Here is a 16,374-nt window from a genome sequence, read left to right as displayed (position 1 = left end):
TGCCAGCGATGCCGCATACCCACAGGCGCCGAGTACCATCCAGCTTGGCAACCTGCCGCCAGCCGCGTCCACGGTGAGCTTTGCGTTCCTGCGCGCCGATGGTTCGGTAGCAGCAACAGTCGGGGCGATGACGATCGCGGATGCGAACAATCTCGCTGTGCCCATTCCCGCAACGCTGTTTGCGGAGGCGGGGAATAATTTCGCCAGCTATACGCTGGTGGCTACGTTCCAAGACGGTCACGTGGTCAATGCCGACGGGTCGATTCGTACCTACACGGCGCGCGGCAGTATTGAAGTGGGGCCACAGCGGAAGGCTGGCGCGGTGCTCAATACCGACCAGAATTTGTTCACGGTAAATCTGGATCCGCGTACGGCTGAGGGCACACCGGTTGCCGGCGGACAGGCATTGATGCTGCATTACCGTGCCGAAGGCGACATCAACGCACCCTTTCAGCAGATTCTGCTGCGCCGGGGTGCAGCTGGAAACTACCGCTGGGACAGCTTGGGTTTGGACCCGGCCAAAACCTATGAGTACTTCTACGATGTCTTTGCTGGTGTTGTGCAGGCACAGGCAGGTGATCCGTCGCTGTCGCTGGTGCGCAACCGAGGCTACTTCTTCCCGGACACCAACCGCGGTGCGGTTGAGACACGCTGGGAAATTTCAAACATCGATGTGCAGACGTCCACCATCCATCGACAGCAGCGCTGGAATGCATTTGGTGAGGTCGCGACGGAGATCGACGGTCGTGGCAACGAGACAGAGCTGACCTACAACACGCTCGGGAACCTAACATTGAAGCGTGGCCCACAGGTTGAGGTCACGCATGCCAACGGCTTTAGAGACAGTGTGCGGCCAGAGACGCGCTTCATCTATGACCGGGTAGGTAGTTTGGTTGGCTATCAAGACGCCAACGGTAACCTCACCACCCAAGCATGGAACTATGGCACCGGGCAGCCGACCATCGCCATGGAATGGCGTGCCGACGGCAGTGTTATGCGGTACCAGTACGACATTCTGGGTAACCGTCGTGTGCAGATAGACGCGCTTGGTCGCCGCAGCGACTACAGCTACGATCGGGAGAACCGCTTGGTTCGTAGCGAGGGGCCGCTGCGCAGCGACGGCACGCGTGCTTGGGATACCTACGAGTACGACGAGTGGGGTCAGCGTATTGCGCAAAGCAATGCATTGGGGCGCAGCACCACTAAGTACGACACCAGTGGCAATGTAACCCGCACCGTCAGTGCTGCTGGGCGGACGACCGAGTACAGCCGCGTCTGGGTGGAGCCGGCCAATGGTCAGGACGGCTATTGGAAGCAGGTGGTGACCGATGCCAACGGCCGCAGCACCACCGATATGGTGGATGCGCACGGGCGCAAGCTCAGTCATGTAGATCTTGGTGGGCGTAGGTTCGACTACAGCTACAACTTTGCCGGCCTGCTGGCGCGTGATGGCAGCACGTCGTATCAGTATTACGGCAACGGCTTGCTGATGCGGATGAAGGATGAGGCCAGTGGCACCGATGGCTACTACGAGTACGACCGCAACGGAAACCGCACCTTTGAAGGCTTCACCGGCAAGGACAAGGCGTGGGCGTTCCAGCAATCGACTGGTACCTATGACGCCTTGAATCGTCTGGTGCGGGTGCAGGACCCGCGCTACGTGATTGATTACGAATACGATGCGGTGGGCAACCGCATCCGCATGTATTCCAATTACAAGGACGCCCTCGGCGGCAACCAGGCCGAGCAGGACTACTGGTATCAGTACGACGCCATGAATCGCTTCGTGGTGACCATGGGACAGCTGAAGGATGGCCGCCGTGGCACGACGGCACAGGATGGCAGTGCGTTTGTCTGGCTGGGTAGCAGCGGTGACGGTGTGCAGATTGCCTACGATCTGGCAGGGCAGCGCCGTGAGGCGACGTACGCCCGTGATGGGCATACCGAGTACTACAGCTACGACGCGCAAGGTTATTTGACCGACACCCATATGCGGACCGCAAGCGACGCAAACAAGGTGCTGCGCGCGCGCCGGGTAAACGACATTGCCGGTCGGGTAAGTTCGTATAGCGAGTACCTCGCTGACGGTCGTTTGAGCCAGTCGATCACCCACACTTGGGATGCCGACAGCCAGTTGATCACCGACGTGGTGCAGCGCCGGAAAGAAGACAGCAAGGGCAACTGGAGCTACGAGACGACGCAGACGGATACCCATCGTCTGGCCAACGGCACGGTGTCGTGGACCGATCACTACAAGCCTGGTGACAATAAGTACACGCGCACCAAGACCTATTACACCTACGAGTGGTATGACACGGCCCGCCAGACCGAGATCCGGGTGGATGCCAGCAACAAGGAGGTAAAGGGAGAGTGGGCGCCGGGGTTCAGCAAGTTCGTCTATGACGATCGCGGTAACTTGAAGTTGGCCTACGACGTGGCCGGGCAGCGTGGCTTCTACTACCAGGCAGATGGCGAAGGCCGCATTCTGCAGCGCGATGAGCTGATCGGTGGTCAAGTGGATGCTGCTGGCAATGTCAGCAACGCACAGCAGAACCGCTTCCACAGCTATTACCTGTACGACGACCGGCAGGTGGGCAATATCGGCAACGATGGCGTGGATCGCATCGACTACGCACAGGAGCTGGCACAGCGCGAGCGTGCTGCCCGCCACAATCCGGACGCCGACCACAAGCGCTTCGCGCCGGTGGCCGGTGCCGACTTTGATGTGAACTACCAGCCGATCAACAGTCTCTACCCAACCGCAGCACCGGGCACGTACGTGGTCCGTGAGGGCGACACACTGACGGCCATTGCCGCAGCGCTGTGGGGCGATAGTAGCCTGTGGTACGTGCTGGCCGAGGCCAACGGGCTCACCGCCAATCAGGCGTTGATTGCCAACACCACCTTGAGTGTGCCCAACAAGGTGTTGAACGTGCATAACAATGCCAGCACGTTCAAACCGTATGACGCAGGGCAGGCAATCGGCAATGTGAATCCAACATTGCCCGAGCCGCCCCCGCCGCCGCGTAGTGGTGGTGGCTGTGGTGGGTTTGCCAAGGTGCTGGCTATCGTCGTGGCGGTGGTTGTGACGATCTACACAGCAGGCATTGCCAGCGGCGCTGCTTGGGGATTCACCTCGGCGATGAGTGCTGGCTTGAGCGCCAGTGCTGGTGCGATGGCCGCTGGCGCAGCAGTTGGCTCGATAGCCAGCCAGGGCGTGCTGATGGCGGCGGGCGAACAATCCGGCTTTGACTGGAAGGGAGTAGCACTGGCGGCAGTTGGAGGCGCGGTCACCGCAGGTGTGGCGCAGTCTCCCTTGGCCCAGAATCTAGCTGCAACCAGGCCTGTTGTGGGCGCGCTCGCCAAAGGCGCGGTAGTCAGTACCGTAAACAGCGGTCTCGGCTCGGTCCTCGACGTCAGCAGCTTCGATTGGAAGAACGTTGGAGTTAGTGCAGTGGCGGCGGCGGGCGGTACAGCGGCCGGGCGTGGGGTAGCGAGGCTCCAGAGTTCGGCGGGGTTGAGCACAAGCTCAGGCTGGAGCGTCGCTATGCAACGGGCTGGTAGCGGCGTGACCGCAGGTGCCGCCAGCGCTTTGATCCGCGGCAACATGAGCGGCGAGGCGCTGAAGGAGATAGGTCTGGATGTGCTGGGTAGCACCTTGGCCAGCGCGATTGCCGACGGCGCGGTCGCCCGCTCGATGGCTGCCCAAGGCCCCGGTGGGCAATGGGAGCGTGAAGATGCGTTGATGCGTGAGCGCATGATCCAGCAGGAGGAGGGGAGGTTGGCTGACATCCAGCTGACGGCCGGCACTGGCATAGGCCGGGTGCGTGAGACCTCGCGCATCCTGATCGAGGACTTGCCTGAGGATCCCCGAAGCCCGCTGTCCAAATCCGCCACCGCACAACGGGTGGCCTGGTTGGATGAGGTGGGTAGGGAAAACAAGGCCTACTACGACAGCTTCCGTGGCGGCATGTTCGGAAATGCCTTTGCAGAGTTTGGAGCCATGGCTAGCAATGCAGGCATGGGGATTGCGCAGAGCGCTGTGTCAATTTCTGGCCTGTTGACGGATGTAGAGCATGCCCGTCAGGTTGCAGGTTCTCTGCAGTATGCCGTGACGCATCCGCAGGAGGTTGCTGAAGGGGTAAAGGGCGCCGCTGTACAGTGGTGGGAGTCTCCGCGTGAAGAGAAGCTACGTAGCGTCGGTACAGAGCTGATTGCCACAGCCGCAACGGGTGGTTTCGGATTGATTCGAAAGCTTGATGCTGTTCAGGATGTGGCGAGGATTGCGGAGAAGGCGGTTCCAAATGATGTTGGACATTACATGCCGCTCGATGTCGCAGGAAGGCCGATCCCCCTCGCAGAGCAAATCACTAGCTCTGGTCAGAGGATTCCTCTGCCGGACCCGGTTGCCCAAGGGCCTCACTCAGTTATTGGTTCCCGCTTGGCTAGTGATGGAGAGACGATCTATCGTCAGACAGCAACCTTCCCGGGTTCTACTTGGCCAAAGCTTGATGGCAAAAATGTGCCATGGGGTAGAGTCGATTGGACGGCTCATAAGTACTTGCCCGGTCCATCACATCCGGTGCCGCATATTCATGAATTCCGCTTCGACCCTATGCAGAAGGCTTGGGTCGAGTCATCGGCAAAACCCTTCTTCAACCATTGAGAGTCGATATGAACGCAAATTTCGGGGTTATTCTTCTTAAGTCGGACCGAGAGAGATACTTATCCCCCTTGCCGCGGGAGGCTAAGTCATGGGGCGGTGAGGTACATGAGGTTGGTGATTTTGAGTATTCCTTCAGTTTGCTTAGGGATGTTCGTTGCCAGTTGTATCCTGTTACGCCATTCATCAAGAAACGGCTGACAGCAGACTTTTCCCATGGAGACATTGAGTACGTTTACATGGTGGGGGAAGGGTTGGATGAGTATTGCGCCTGGCTATCGAGTGAGCCCGGGGGCTTGGCTGTGGGTTCACTACACTCATTTGAGGAAGGTGTGCTTGAGCTGCTGAACTCAGTCCGTTCTTGGGCGGTAATGTTTGCGCCATCGGGAGATAGGCTTGAGGAATTCGTTTCCGCAAGCGCATCTGAGCTGATCGATATTCTTCGCCGCCACGTCTACTCGGCTCCTTCTTCCGGGGGCTTCTTGGCGATCAAGCGATAGCTCTAAGGAAAGTCTGAAAAATCAGCTTGCACTCTTTGTTCTGCAGAAATTGAGCCGCTAGGGTCGATTGCGAGCAATAGAATGGCCGCTTTCATGCCGAACTTTGCACCGCAGGACGGAGTATCCCGTCCTGCAGGCGCAACTACCCCAGCTTCGGCAGCAGTTGCCGCTGACCACCTCCCAGCTTTTTGAGCCATCTAAGGAAGCTCTGAACAACTCCCCCGAAGCTGCCAGACTGCAATCCGCGATTTGAGAGCTTGATCGACCCATGCAACTAACCTTTGGCGACGCCGAACAACAAGGCCGACGCAAGCGCACACGGCGCGAGATATTCCTGTCCGAGATGGAGCAGGTTGTGCCGTGGAAAGCGCTGTTGGCGTTGATCGAGCCGCACTACCCAAAAACAGGCGGCCCCGGCCGGCAACCGTATCGGCTTGAAACCATGCTGCGTATCCACCTGTTGCAGCAGTGGTACGCATTGAGCGACCCGGCGATGGAAGAGGCCTTGTGCGATACGCCGGTGATGCGCCAGTTCACGCAGCTGGGCGGGCTGGAGGAGATTCCGGATGAGACGACCATCCTCAACTTCCGCCGTCTTCTGGAGAAGCATCAGTTGGCGGCGGCAATGTTCAAGCAGATCAACGCGCACCTTGCGCGTAAGGGCATGAGCCTGCGCGCCGGCACCATTGTCGATGCAACGATCATCAATGCGCCATCGTCAACCAAGAACGACGACGGCAAGCGTGACCCGCAGATGCATCAGACCAAGAAGGGCAATCAGTGGCTCTTCGGGATGAAGGCACATATTGGTGTGGATGAGCACTCTGGGCTCGTTCACCACGCGCATTGCACGGCGGCTAATGTGGGTGACGTCACCCAGGTGCAGCACCTGTTGCATGGCCGCGAACAGGAGGTCTATGGCGACAGCGGATATGCCGGTGCGGAGAATCGTGCGGAGCTGCAGGACGTCGTGGCAGCGTTTTTGATCGCCGAAAAGCCTTCCAGACTGCGTGCTATCAAGAGCAAGCGCGACTTCAAACATGCACGTCGCTGGGAGCACTTCAAGGCGAGTGTCCGCGCCAAAGTCGAACACCCGTTCCGGGTGGTGAAGCGCCAGTTTGGTTACACCAAGGTGCGCTACCGCGGCCTGGCTAAGAACACGGCGCAGATGCTTACGCTGTTTGCGCTGTCGAACTTGTGGATGGTGCGGCGGCAGCTACTGCCGCAGATGGGGTAATTGCGCCTGCAGGACAGGAAATGCCGTCCTGCTGTGCGAAGTTAGGCATGAAAGTTACCGATTTGATGCAGGCTGCCGACTGCGCTAGTTCAATCGCTGCATAACAAAGGGTATGAGCTGATTGTTCAGACCTTCCCTAAAAGTAGAAAGATTCGGCGAAACTAACCCAAAGCAGAGAGGTGGTTTTGCCATGAAGAAGTCGAAGTTCACCGAAGAGCAGATTGCGTTTGCCCTGCGCTAGGCCGAGGCCGGTACATCCGTCGGCAGGATGTCAGCGGCTTGGAAGGGACTCGGGGTATAGAACGGTAGTGTGACCAATGGATTGACCGATGCCATAACCTTTGCCTACAATTACCGACTTCGCCGGAATAGCTCAGTTGGTAGAGCGGCGCATTCGTAATGCGTAGGTCGTAGGTTCGATTCCTATTTCCGGCACCAGATCAGGCCCGCCTCGTGCGGGCCTTTTCTGTGGGCGTCGGCGGGGCGGTGACTTGCGCGCTTACGGCTGGGTCGCTGGTGCAGTTGCCAGGCTGGTTGTGATGGCGGCAAGCGTCGCTGCACTGGGCGTGCTCAACCAGATGCCTGCGACTTTGGCGGGGCTGATCTTGCGGGTCGCTGTTGAACATGTGACGTTTCGTCATCACGCAGGGCAGCCATTGCGCTCATTAACCTGAACGAGTCTGGCGGTAATGGTTCTGCGGGCAGGCGCATTCACCGATGTCAGGCCCGGCTTGGCTGGACAGGCTTATGCCATCTGAACGCGCTCGACGTCGACGCGGGACAGGGTGAAACAGGGCCGAGCGCTGCTGCTATCAGTCCTGCACTTTGCCGAATCTGTCCTCTGCGCCACCCAGGTGCGACAACGTGTCGCACAGGATTGCCCGCTTTTGCTGCGCGAAATCATTGTCAATACCTTTCTTAAGTGGTGCGTGAAGGCCTAAAATTGCCGGGCTGAAATCTGACAACCCCCTACATGTCTCCCGGAGGGCAAACCCCGGGTGCTCTTTTGCGTTCGCATGTATGGGCTTGCCAGGTTCGGCTCTCCCTCGCAATTGGATCGACCGATGATTCCGTTGAAAACTCTTGGACGCTTTTTGCGTCCGGGCCTCATTGTCGCTATGGCCGTCATGATGACGGGCTGCGACTGGGCCTTGTTTGACCCCAAGGGCCAGATCGCCCGGGATGAACTCACGCTGCTGATCACCTGTACGGTGCTGATGTTGCTGGTGGTCATTCCTGTGATCGTGCTGACGCTGGTGTTCGCGTGGAAGTACCGCGCATCCAACACCAAGGCCCGTTATGAGCCCAACTGGTCTCACTCCACCGCCATTGAAGTGGTGGTCTGGTCGATCCCGTGCATGATCATTCTGGTCCTGGCCGTGCTGACCTGGCGCTCTTCGCATGCGCTGGATCCGTACAAGCCGCTTGAGTCTGATACCAAGCCGGTGGTGATCGAAGCGATCTCGCTGGACTGGAAGTGGCTGTTCGTCTATCCGGAAGAGAACATCGCCGTGGTCAACGAGCTGACCTTCCCGGTTGATGCTCCGCTGAACTTCAAGATCACCGCCGACACGGTGATGAATGCGTTCTTCATTCCGCATCTGGGCAGCATGATCTACTCGATGGCTGGCATGGAGACCAAGCTGCATCTGGTTGCCAACGAAGCTGGCAGCTACGAAGGCCTGTCCTCGCATTACAGCGGCGCCGGCTTCAGCAAGATGCACTTCACCGCGCACGCGGTGAGCAACGAGGAATACCAGGCCTGGTTGGCCAAGGTTCGTGGCGATGCCAAGGTGCTGGACCAGAAGTCCTTCGCCGAACTGGGCGCCGAGAAGAACCACGACTGGTACCCGGTGACCTATTACGGCAGCACCGAGAAGGGCCTGTTCAACACCATCATTGCCAAGCACGCCGGTGAGAATCACCACTTCGGCATGAAGCACGATGGCAAGAAGATGTCGCACGAAGGTGCTGGCCACGAGGCGATGCAGGCCGAAGCGATGGGCCACGACGCGATGGATCACGCCGCCATGAGCCATGCCGCTCCTGCCGCCGCCGCTCCTGCTGCCGCCGAGGCTGACGGCCACGCCGGTCACACTGCCAACGAGCCCGCCGAAGCCGCACATGCCGGCCACGGCACCTCGGGAGAATGACGATGCTTGGAAAACTCTCTCTTGATTCACTGCCGCACGATCCCATCGTGCTCTCCACCCTCATCGGCGCGATGCTGGGCGGCCTGGCTGTTGTAGCCGCGGTCACCAAGTTCAAGCTGTGGGGCTACCTGTGGAAGGAGTGGTTCACCTCGGTGGATCACAAGAAGATCGGCGCGATGTACCTGATCGTGGCGTTTGTGATGCTGCTGCGCGGCTTCTCCGACGCGATCATGATGCGTGCCCAGCAGGCGGTTGCCGCTGGCGGCGCTGAAGGCTATCTGCCGCCACACCACTACGACCAGATCTTCACCGCCCACGGCGTGATCATGATCTTCTTCGTGGCCATGCCGCTGATCACCGGTTTGATGAACCTGGTGGTGCCGCTGCAGATTGGTGCCCGCGACGTTGCCTTCCCGTTCCTGAACTCGCTGAGCTTCTGGCTGTTCGTCGCAGGCTGCGGCCTGATGATGATCTCGCTGTGGATCGGTGAATTCGCCGCGACCGGTTGGCTGGCGTTCCCGCCCTTGTCAGGGTTGGAATACAGTCCAAGCGTAGGTATGGATTACTACATCTGGGCGCTGCAGGTCTCCGGGCTGGGTACCACGCTGAGCGGTATCAACTTCTTCATCACCATCCTCAAGATGCGTAGCCCGGGCATGAAGCTGATGCACATGCCGGTGTTCAGCTGGACCGCTCTGGTCACCAACCTGCTGATCATTGCTGCCTTCCCGGTGTTGACCATCACCCTGGTGCTGCTGACCCTGGATCGTTACCTGGGTACGCACTTCTTCACCAACGATGGTGGCGGCAACGCCATGCTGTACATCAACCTGATCTGGATCTGGGGTCACCCGGAAGTCTATATCCTGGTGCTGCCGGCATTTGGTGTGTTCTCTGAAGTGATCGCCACGTTCTCGCGCAAGACCCTGTTCGGCTACAAGGGCATGGTCTACGCCACCTGTGCGATTGGTGTGTTGTCGTTCCTGGTGTGGTTGCACCACTTCTTCACCATGGGCTCGGGTGCCAACGTCAATGCCTTCTTCGGCATCACGACGATGATCATCTCGATCCCAACTGGCGTGAAGATTTTCAACTGGTTGTTCACGATGTACCGCGGCCGCGTGCACTTCACCTCGCCGGTGTTGTGGACGATCGGCTTCATGGTCACCTTCACCATCGGCGGCATGACCGGCGTGATGCTGGCGATCCCGGCGATCGACTTCGTGCTGCACAACTCGCTGTTCCTGATTGCCCACTTCCACAACGTCATCATCGGCGGCGTGGTGTTCGGCATGTTTGCCGGTATCACCTACTGGTGGCCGAAGATGTTCGGCTTCACCTTGGATGAAACCTGGGGCAAGCGTGCGTTCTGGGGCTGGTTCATCGGCTTCTACGTGGCCTTCATGCCGCTGTACGCACTGGGCTTCATGGGTGCTACGCGTCGTATGCAGAGCTACCCGAACATGGACTACCAGCCGTACTTCATCGTTGCCGCCATCGGTGCTGCGATCATCGCCGTGGGCATCCTGTGTCAGGTGATCCAGATCGTCGTGTCGATCCGCGACCGCAAGAAGAATGCTGACCTGACCGGCGACCCGTGGGATGCCCGTACCCTGGAGTGGGAAACCGCTTCCCCGGTGCAGTTCTACAACTTCGCCACCTTGCCCAAGGGTGAGGAACTGGACGAATTCTGGCACCGCAAGCAGCGCGGCGAAGCCTGGCAGAAGCCGGCCAAGTACAGCGACATCCACATGCCGAAGAACACCGGCACTGGCGTTGTGATCGGCGCGTTCAGCCTGGTGCTGGGTTTTGCGATGGTCTGGCACATCTGGTTGCTGGCCATCATCGGCCTGGTCGGCATGATCGCCACCTTCATCTACCGTACCTTCGACAAGGACGTGGATTACTGGGTGCCGGCTGCCGAGGTGGAACGTATCGAGAACGAACACCGTAAGCACCTGGAAGCTCAGGGCTTGGTGAAGACCGAGGTGAAGGCATGAGCACGAACGCCCACACGATGACCCACGGTTCCGCAGCTCACGCTGCGGACCATGGCGATGACCATCACGAGCATCACGACACCAGCGAGAACACCGTCTTCGGTTTCTGGGTGTACCTGATGAGCGATCTGCTCATCTTCGCCACCTTGTTCGTGACGTATGTGGTGTTGTCCGGCGGCACCAATGGTGGCCCGTCGGCCAAGGACCTGTTCGAGCTGCCGTTCGTAGCGTGGGAAACCGCACTGCTGCTGGTGTCCTCGCTGACCTTCGGCCTGGGCATGATCGCCATGCACCAGTCCAAGAAGGGCCTGATGTTCTTCTGGCTGGCCATCACCTGGCTGCTGGGTGCCGGCTTCATGGGCATGGAAATCTGGGAGTTCAACCACCTGATCCATAACGGCCACGGCCCGGACAAGAGTGCCTTCCTGTCGGCGTTCTTCGCCCTGGTTGGTACCCATGGTCTGCACGTGACCGCTGGTCTGCTGTGGTTGGCGGTGATGTTCGTCCAGCTCAAGCAGGATGGCCTGACCCCGCGCAACAAGACCCGCATGGCATGCCTGAGCTTGTTCTGGCACTTCCTGGATCTGGTCTGGATTGGCGTGTTCTCTGTCGTTTATCTGTCGGGAGCGATGTAATGTCCGCACATGACAATCATGCACACGGTGCCGCTGGCGAGAGCCATGGCAGCGTCAAGTCTTACCTGATCGGCTTCGTGCTGGCTGCCGTGCTCACCATCATCCCGTTCTGGGTAGTGATGAGCGGTGGTATGTCCAGCTTCGCCACCGGCGCGGTGATCGTGGTTGCAGGCATCCTGCAGCTGCTGGTGCACCTGGTGTTCTTCCTGCACCTTGACCGTTCCTCGGCTGCCCGTTGGAACGTCAATGCCGGCATGTTCACCCTGGTGGTGATCGGTATCATCGTGCTGGGCACGCTGTGGGTCATGTGGAACATGAATCACCACATGATGCACTGAGCGGTTTGATCGCTTGATGCATAGCAAAGGCCGCCGAAAGGCGGCCTTTGTTTTTGTTCTTTGTAGTGCCGAGCCATGCTCGGCAGGGGCGTTCCCACGATGCCTCAGCCAACCACAGTTGTGGGAGCGGCGTAAGCCGAGAAGCAGCAATTCCTTCGGGAATCGGCATTCCCAAGATCTGCTGGTCCATCAGCTTCGCGGCTTACGCCGCTCCCGCAAATGGCGGGAGCGCCTCAGCTGTTGCAGCGCATGAACTCGGCTGCTGCCACCGGCCGGCCCAGGTGGTAGCCCTGCAATACGTCGCAACCCAGTTCGCCGAGGAAATTGCGCTGCGCCTCGGTTTCCACACCTTCGGCAACGACCTGTAATTGCAGCGTGCGGCCCAGCGCGATGATCGAGGAGACGATGGCTGCATCCTCGCTGTTGTGCTCCAGGTCGCGGACGAAGGCGCGGTCGATTTTCAGCTCGGTGGCTGGCATGCGCTTGAGATAGAGCAGGCTGGAGTAACCGGTGCCGAAGTCATCGATGGCAATGCGTACGCCCATCGCGGTGAGGGCTTCCAGCATCTGCAGGCTGGCTTCCACGTCCTTCATCGCTGTGCTTTCGGTGACTTCGAGGGTCAGTTGGCTCGGATCCAGCGCGTGACGCTCAAGTACGCAGCGTACCGTCTCCACCAGCGTCGGCGAGGCGAACTGCAATGGCGACAGGTTCACCGCCATCGACCAATCCGTGTTGCCGGCATCATGCCAGCTACGCAGCTGTGCGCAGGCCGCGTCCAGCACCCATTCGCCGATAGGGATGATCAGGCCGCTGCGCTCGGCAACGGGAATGAATACGTCCGGTGACAGCATGCCCAGCTCTGGATGATTCCAACGTAGCAGCGCTTCAGCACCGTTGGCACGGCTGCCACCGGCTGGGAATTTGGGTTGGTAATGCAGCACCAGCTCATTGCGTGCGGTTGCGTGGCGCAGGTCCTGCAGCAAGCGCAGGCGCTGGCGCGTACCTGCTTGCATGGTCGAGGTGAAGAAGGCATGGCCGTTACGCCCGCTGTGTTTGACGTGGTACATCGCCGCATCGGCATGCATCATCAGCTCTCGCTCGTTGCTGGCGTCCTCTGGGTATAGCGCGATACCGATGCTGGTGCTGACCAGCAGCTCGGCATTGTCGATCAGGAAGGGTTCGCTGATGGCGGCGCTGATCTGCTCGGCCATCAAGGCGGCATCGTCGGGCGTATCGATCGCCATCACGATGACGAACTCATCACCACCGAGGCGGGCGAAGGTGTCCTGGCTGCGCAGCAGCGCGCTGACCTTCTTGCTGAACTGCACCAGCAGGCGGTCGCCAAGCTGGTGGCCGTAGGCATCGTTGACGTTCTTGAAACCGTCCAGGTCGCAGAACATCAACGCGAGTCCGAATTCGCGCCGGTTGGCTTTTTCGATGGCGCGCTCGATGCGGTCTTGCAGCAGCACCCGATTGGGCAGCTGGGTCAGTGGGTCGTGCAGGGCTGCCTGCACCAGTTTTTCATTGGCGTTGGCCAGTGAGTGAGCCAGTACGCCGGTGCGCAGCCGCATCTGCCCATCGAAGATGGACGCCAGCAGCGCAACGCTCAAGGTGGCGATGGTAGTGACGATCACCAGGCCTGCAAGCAGGTGCGTATCAAGTCCGCCGTCGCTGATGGCACCGCAGATCGCATCGGCGGGGAAGCGCGCGGCGGCCATGCCGGTGTAGTGCATGCCGACGATGGCCACGCCCATCACCAGCGATGCCAGCAGGCGCATGGGCATCAAACGGGGTTGTTCGTGACGTAGCCGCTGTGCGATCCATAACGCCGCGGCCGAGGCGCCAATGGCGATCAGGATCGAAACGATGAACCACAGCGGGTCGTAGTCGATGCCCGGCTGCATCCGCATTGCGGCCATACCGATGTAGTGCATGGCCGCAATGCCCAGCCCCATCAGCACCGCGCCGGCCAGCAGGCGGCCGATCGGTAGCCGTTGCTGTGACACCAGCCACAGCGCATACATGGAGGCGGCAATGGAGGCCGCCAGCGAACAGATGGTGAGGACGAGGTCGTAGCCCACCGGTATCGGCAGCTTGAAGGCCAGCATGCCGATGAAGTGCATCGACCAGATGCCCAGCCCCATCGCCACCGCGCCGCCCACCAGCCAGATGCGCGCCGCGCGCCGACTTTGGCTGCTGGCGACGCGCGCGGACATGTCCAGAGCTGTGTAGGAGGCGAGGATCGCCACCAGTAACGAGACGACAACGAGGCCTTGATTGTAACTACCGATCATGCGGGTTCCTGGAACATCGAGACGGTACAAAGCCCCACTTACGTAGCGGCCGCAGCGGGGCAGTCTTTAGCTGTCGCAGCCTTTGCGACATCTCTGGGCTATCCTGCGGCGCTGACGCAGATAGGAATTTCCATGGCCAAGACCCGCAGTGCATACGTCTGCAGCGAATGTGGCGCCGAGTACAGCAAGTGGCAGGGCCAATGCACCGAATGCGGTGTATGGAACGTGCTGAGCGAGATCGTGCTGGAGACCGCCGCCTCGGCAAAGGCGCCGGCGGCGCGCCGCAGCGGCTGGGCCGGCAAGGTCGAGGCGCCCAAGATCACCGCATTGAAGGATGTGCAGCAGACCGAGCATCTGCGGGTTTCCACCGGCATCAGCGAGTTCGACCGGGTGTTGGGCGGTGGGCTGGTGGAAGGTGCGGTGGTGCTGGTGGGCGGCGACCCGGGTATCGGCAAGTCCACGCTGTTGCTGCAGGCAGTGGCGAAGATGGCCAGCACCTTGCCGGTGCTGTATGTCACCGGTGAAGAGTCGCTTTCGCAGGTTGCGGGCCGCGCGGTGCGTCTGGATCTGCCGCTGGAAGGCATCAATGCGCTGGCCGAAACCGGCGTCGAGCACATCCTGCAGCACGCGATGAAGTCGCAGCCCAAGCTGATCGTCGCCGACTCGGTGCAGACGCTGTGGACCGAGGCGCTGACTGCTGCACCGGGCTCGGTCAGCCAGGTGCGCGAGAGTGCGGCGCGACTGGTGCGCTTTGCCAAGGAAACCGGTACAGCTGTGTTTCTGGTTGGCCATGTCACCAAGGAGGGCGGCATTGCCGGCCCGCGTGTGCTTGAGCACATGGTGGATGCGGTGCTGTATTTCGAAGGTGAAAGTGGCAGCCGTTTCCGCATATTGCGCGCCTTCAAGAACCGCTTTGGCGCGGTCAATGAGCTGGGTGTGTTCGCGATGGGCGAGAAGGGTTTGAAGGAAGTGCCCAATCCATCGGCGATCTTCCTGTCCGGTGGCAGTACCCGCCAGCCCGGCAGTTGTGTGATGGTGACCCGCGAAGGCACCCGGCCGTTGCTGGTGGAAGTACAGGCGCTGGTGGATTCCTCGCCGCTGTCCAACCCGCGGCGGGTAGCGGTGGGTCTGGAGCAGAACCGGCTGGCGATGCTGCTGGCGGTGCTGCATCGGCATGGCGGTGTGCTGGTCGGGGACCAGGACGTGTTCGTGAACGTGGTGGGTGGTATCCGTGTGCAGGAGACCGCAGTCGATCTGCCGGTGCTGCTGGCGGTGCTGTCCTCGCTGCAGGACCGGCCGCTGGCGGAGAAGACGATTGCCTTCGGCGAAGTTGGTTTGTCCGGCGAAATCCGTCCAGTGCCCAATGGCGAGGACCGCCTGCGCGAAGCGGCGACGCATGGTTTCAAGCGCGCCATCGTGCCCAAGGCCAATGCGCCAAAGGCCGGTACGGTGAAAGGCATGGAAGTGATTGCGGTGGAGCGGCTATCGCAGGCGCTGGAAGCAGCGATGGAATAAGCAGCGACCGTAGTGCCGAGCCATGCTCGGCAGAGGCTTTCCGGGGAATGCAGCTTGTGGGAGCGGCGTAAGCCACGAAGCTGATAGCCGATCCGATCCAGAGCTGCCTGCAATTTCATTACCGCCAGCTTCGCGGCTTACGCCGCTCCTACGAGATGCCGATGGGCCGAGGCATTGTCGGTAACGCCCTTGCCGAGCATGGCTCGGCACTACCGGTCGGGGCTCAGCCGCGGCCCAGCACCAGCTCGATCACGAACCTGCTGCCGAAGAACGCCAGCAGCAACAGCGCCATCGCGGTCAGGGTCCAGTGCACGGCCTTGCCGCCGCGCCAGCCGTAACGGCGGCGGCCGATCAGCAAGGTGCCGAACACAATCCACGACAGCACGCTGAGCACGGTCTTGTGCACCAGCTTCTGCTCCAGCAGGTTGTCGACGAACAACACGCCGGTCAGCAGGGTCAGGGTCAGCAGGCAGAAGCCGACCGTGATCGTGCGGAACAGCAGGGTTTCCAGGTCGGCCAGCGGCGGCAGGGCGCGCAACCACGGGCGGAAGTCGCGGCGGCGCAAGGCCCGCTCCTGCAGCCACAGCATGATCGCCAACAAGGCCGCCACACTCAGGGTGGCGTAGGCCAGCAGCGCAAGCCAGGCGTGGGTGGCCAGCCGCCAGCCCAGCAGCTTGCTCGGTTCATGGCCGTAGCCGTGGTAGGCCAGCAGCAGGATCGCCGCCATCGGGAACACCACCACGCCCAGCGCCGACATGCGGCCGCGTGCGCCAACCACGGCGGTCAATGCCGCCATGCCCAGGCCCACCAGCGACAGCGCCGCGAAGAAGTGCATGTCCGGGCCGCCAGCGGTTTTCATCGCCACCATCAGGTGGTAACCGGCGTGCAGCAGCACCGCGGCGATGGTGGGCACCAGCCAGTTGCGCGACGACGGACTGCGCTCGCCGGCCAGCCCGCGGACCAGCAGGGCGGTGGACACCAGATAGAGTGCGGCGGCGATGAGAACGATTGTCATCGATCCAGTTTCGCATACAGGCCC

Annotated in this window: 9 protein-coding genes and 1 tRNA gene; 8 read left to right on the top strand and 2 right to left on the bottom strand. The window is 60.6% G+C overall.

The window, feature by feature from the left end; translation table 11 throughout:
- Nucleotides 1-73 precede the first annotated feature (73 nt).
- From ACVOMB_RS07805 to cyoD, 7 genes are all read left to right on the top strand, one after another.
- A complete protein-coding gene (locus ACVOMB_RS07805; RefSeq protein WP_481530637.1) occupies nt 74-4,666 on the top strand; it encodes a LysM peptidoglycan-binding domain-containing protein in 4,593 nt (1,530 codons plus the stop codon).
- 765 nt (nt 4,667-5,431) lie between these two features.
- Entirely contained in the window at nt 5,432-6,400 is a 969-nt protein-coding gene (locus ACVOMB_RS07800) for an IS5 family transposase (RefSeq protein ID WP_481530636.1), read from the top strand.
- 362 nt (nt 6,401-6,762) lie between these two features.
- Nucleotides 6,763-6,838: transfer RNA gene (locus ACVOMB_RS07795), tRNA-Thr, on the top strand.
- Nucleotides 6,839-7,464: 626 nt separating this feature from the next.
- Complete coding sequence (gene cyoA / locus ACVOMB_RS07790; protein ID WP_481530635.1) at nt 7,465-8,553, top strand: ubiquinol oxidase subunit II; 1,089 nt, start codon at nt 7,465-7,467, stop codon at nt 8,551-8,553.
- Nucleotides 8,554-8,555: 2 nt separating this feature from the next.
- Complete coding sequence (gene cyoB, locus ACVOMB_RS07785) at nt 8,556-10,553, top strand: cytochrome o ubiquinol oxidase subunit I (protein WP_481530634.1); 1,998 nt, start codon at nt 8,556-8,558, stop codon at nt 10,551-10,553.
- On the top strand, nt 10,550-11,188 hold the full coding sequence (gene cyoC, locus ACVOMB_RS07780; RefSeq protein ID WP_481511135.1) for a cytochrome o ubiquinol oxidase subunit III: 639 nt from the start codon (nt 10,550-10,552) through the stop codon (nt 11,186-11,188). The genes cyoB and cyoC overlap by 4 nt, the downstream gene beginning before the upstream one ends.
- On the top strand, nt 11,188-11,526 hold the full coding sequence (cyoD, locus tag ACVOMB_RS07775) for a cytochrome o ubiquinol oxidase subunit IV (protein ID WP_282271076.1): 339 nt from the start codon (nt 11,188-11,190) through the stop codon (nt 11,524-11,526). The genes cyoC and cyoD overlap by 1 nt, the downstream gene beginning before the upstream one ends.
- A gap of 233 nt (nt 11,527-11,759) precedes the next feature.
- Here cyoD and ACVOMB_RS07770 read toward each other — a convergent pair whose 3' ends face one another.
- Nucleotides 11,760-13,820 carry a putative bifunctional diguanylate cyclase/phosphodiesterase gene (locus ACVOMB_RS07770; RefSeq protein ID WP_481530633.1) on the bottom strand — a complete coding sequence of 687 codons (2,061 nt, stop codon included), beginning with the start codon at nt 13,818-13,820 and terminating at the stop codon, nt 11,760-11,762.
- 132 nt (nt 13,821-13,952) lie between these two features.
- Between ACVOMB_RS07770 and radA the strand changes: the two genes are divergently transcribed.
- Nucleotides 13,953-15,335, top strand: coding sequence for a DNA repair protein RadA (gene radA / locus ACVOMB_RS07765; protein WP_481530632.1), 1,383 nt, complete (start codon nt 13,953-13,955; stop codon nt 15,333-15,335).
- Nucleotides 15,336-15,558: 223 nt separating this feature from the next.
- Here the strand turns inward: radA and ACVOMB_RS07760 are convergent, their stop codons facing one another.
- Entirely contained in the window at nt 15,559-16,350 is a 792-nt protein-coding gene (locus tag ACVOMB_RS07760; protein WP_481530631.1) for a cytochrome C assembly family protein, read from the bottom strand.
- Nucleotides 16,351-16,374: the final 24 nt, after the last annotated feature.

This window comes from Stenotrophomonas sp. STEN018 (genome assembly GCF_056760235.1).
Note: the sequence above shows the minus strand (reverse complement) of the source record. Positions and strands in the feature narration are given on the sequence as shown.

Coding starts and splice junctions, on each gene's coding strand:
- ACVOMB_RS07800 (WP_481530636.1), top strand. CDS start 5,432: ATGCAACTAACCTTTGGCGACGCCGAACAACAAGGCCGACGCAAGCGC.
- cyoC (WP_481511135.1), top strand. CDS start 10,550: ATGAGCACGAACGCCCACACGATGACCCACGGTTCCGCAGCTCACGCT.
- cyoA (WP_481530635.1), top strand. CDS start 7,465: ATGATTCCGTTGAAAACTCTTGGACGCTTTTTGCGTCCGGGCCTCATT.
- radA (WP_481530632.1), top strand. CDS start 13,953: ATGGCCAAGACCCGCAGTGCATACGTCTGCAGCGAATGTGGCGCCGAG.
- cyoB (WP_481530634.1), top strand. CDS start 8,556: ATGCTTGGAAAACTCTCTCTTGATTCACTGCCGCACGATCCCATCGTG.
- cyoD (WP_282271076.1), top strand. CDS start 11,188: ATGTCCGCACATGACAATCATGCACACGGTGCCGCTGGCGAGAGCCAT.
- ACVOMB_RS07760 (WP_481530631.1), bottom strand. CDS start 16,350: ATGACAATCGTTCTCATCGCCGCCGCACTCTATCTGGTGTCCACCGCC.
- ACVOMB_RS07770 (WP_481530633.1), bottom strand. CDS start 13,820: ATGATCGGTAGTTACAATCAAGGCCTCGTTGTCGTCTCGTTACTGGTG.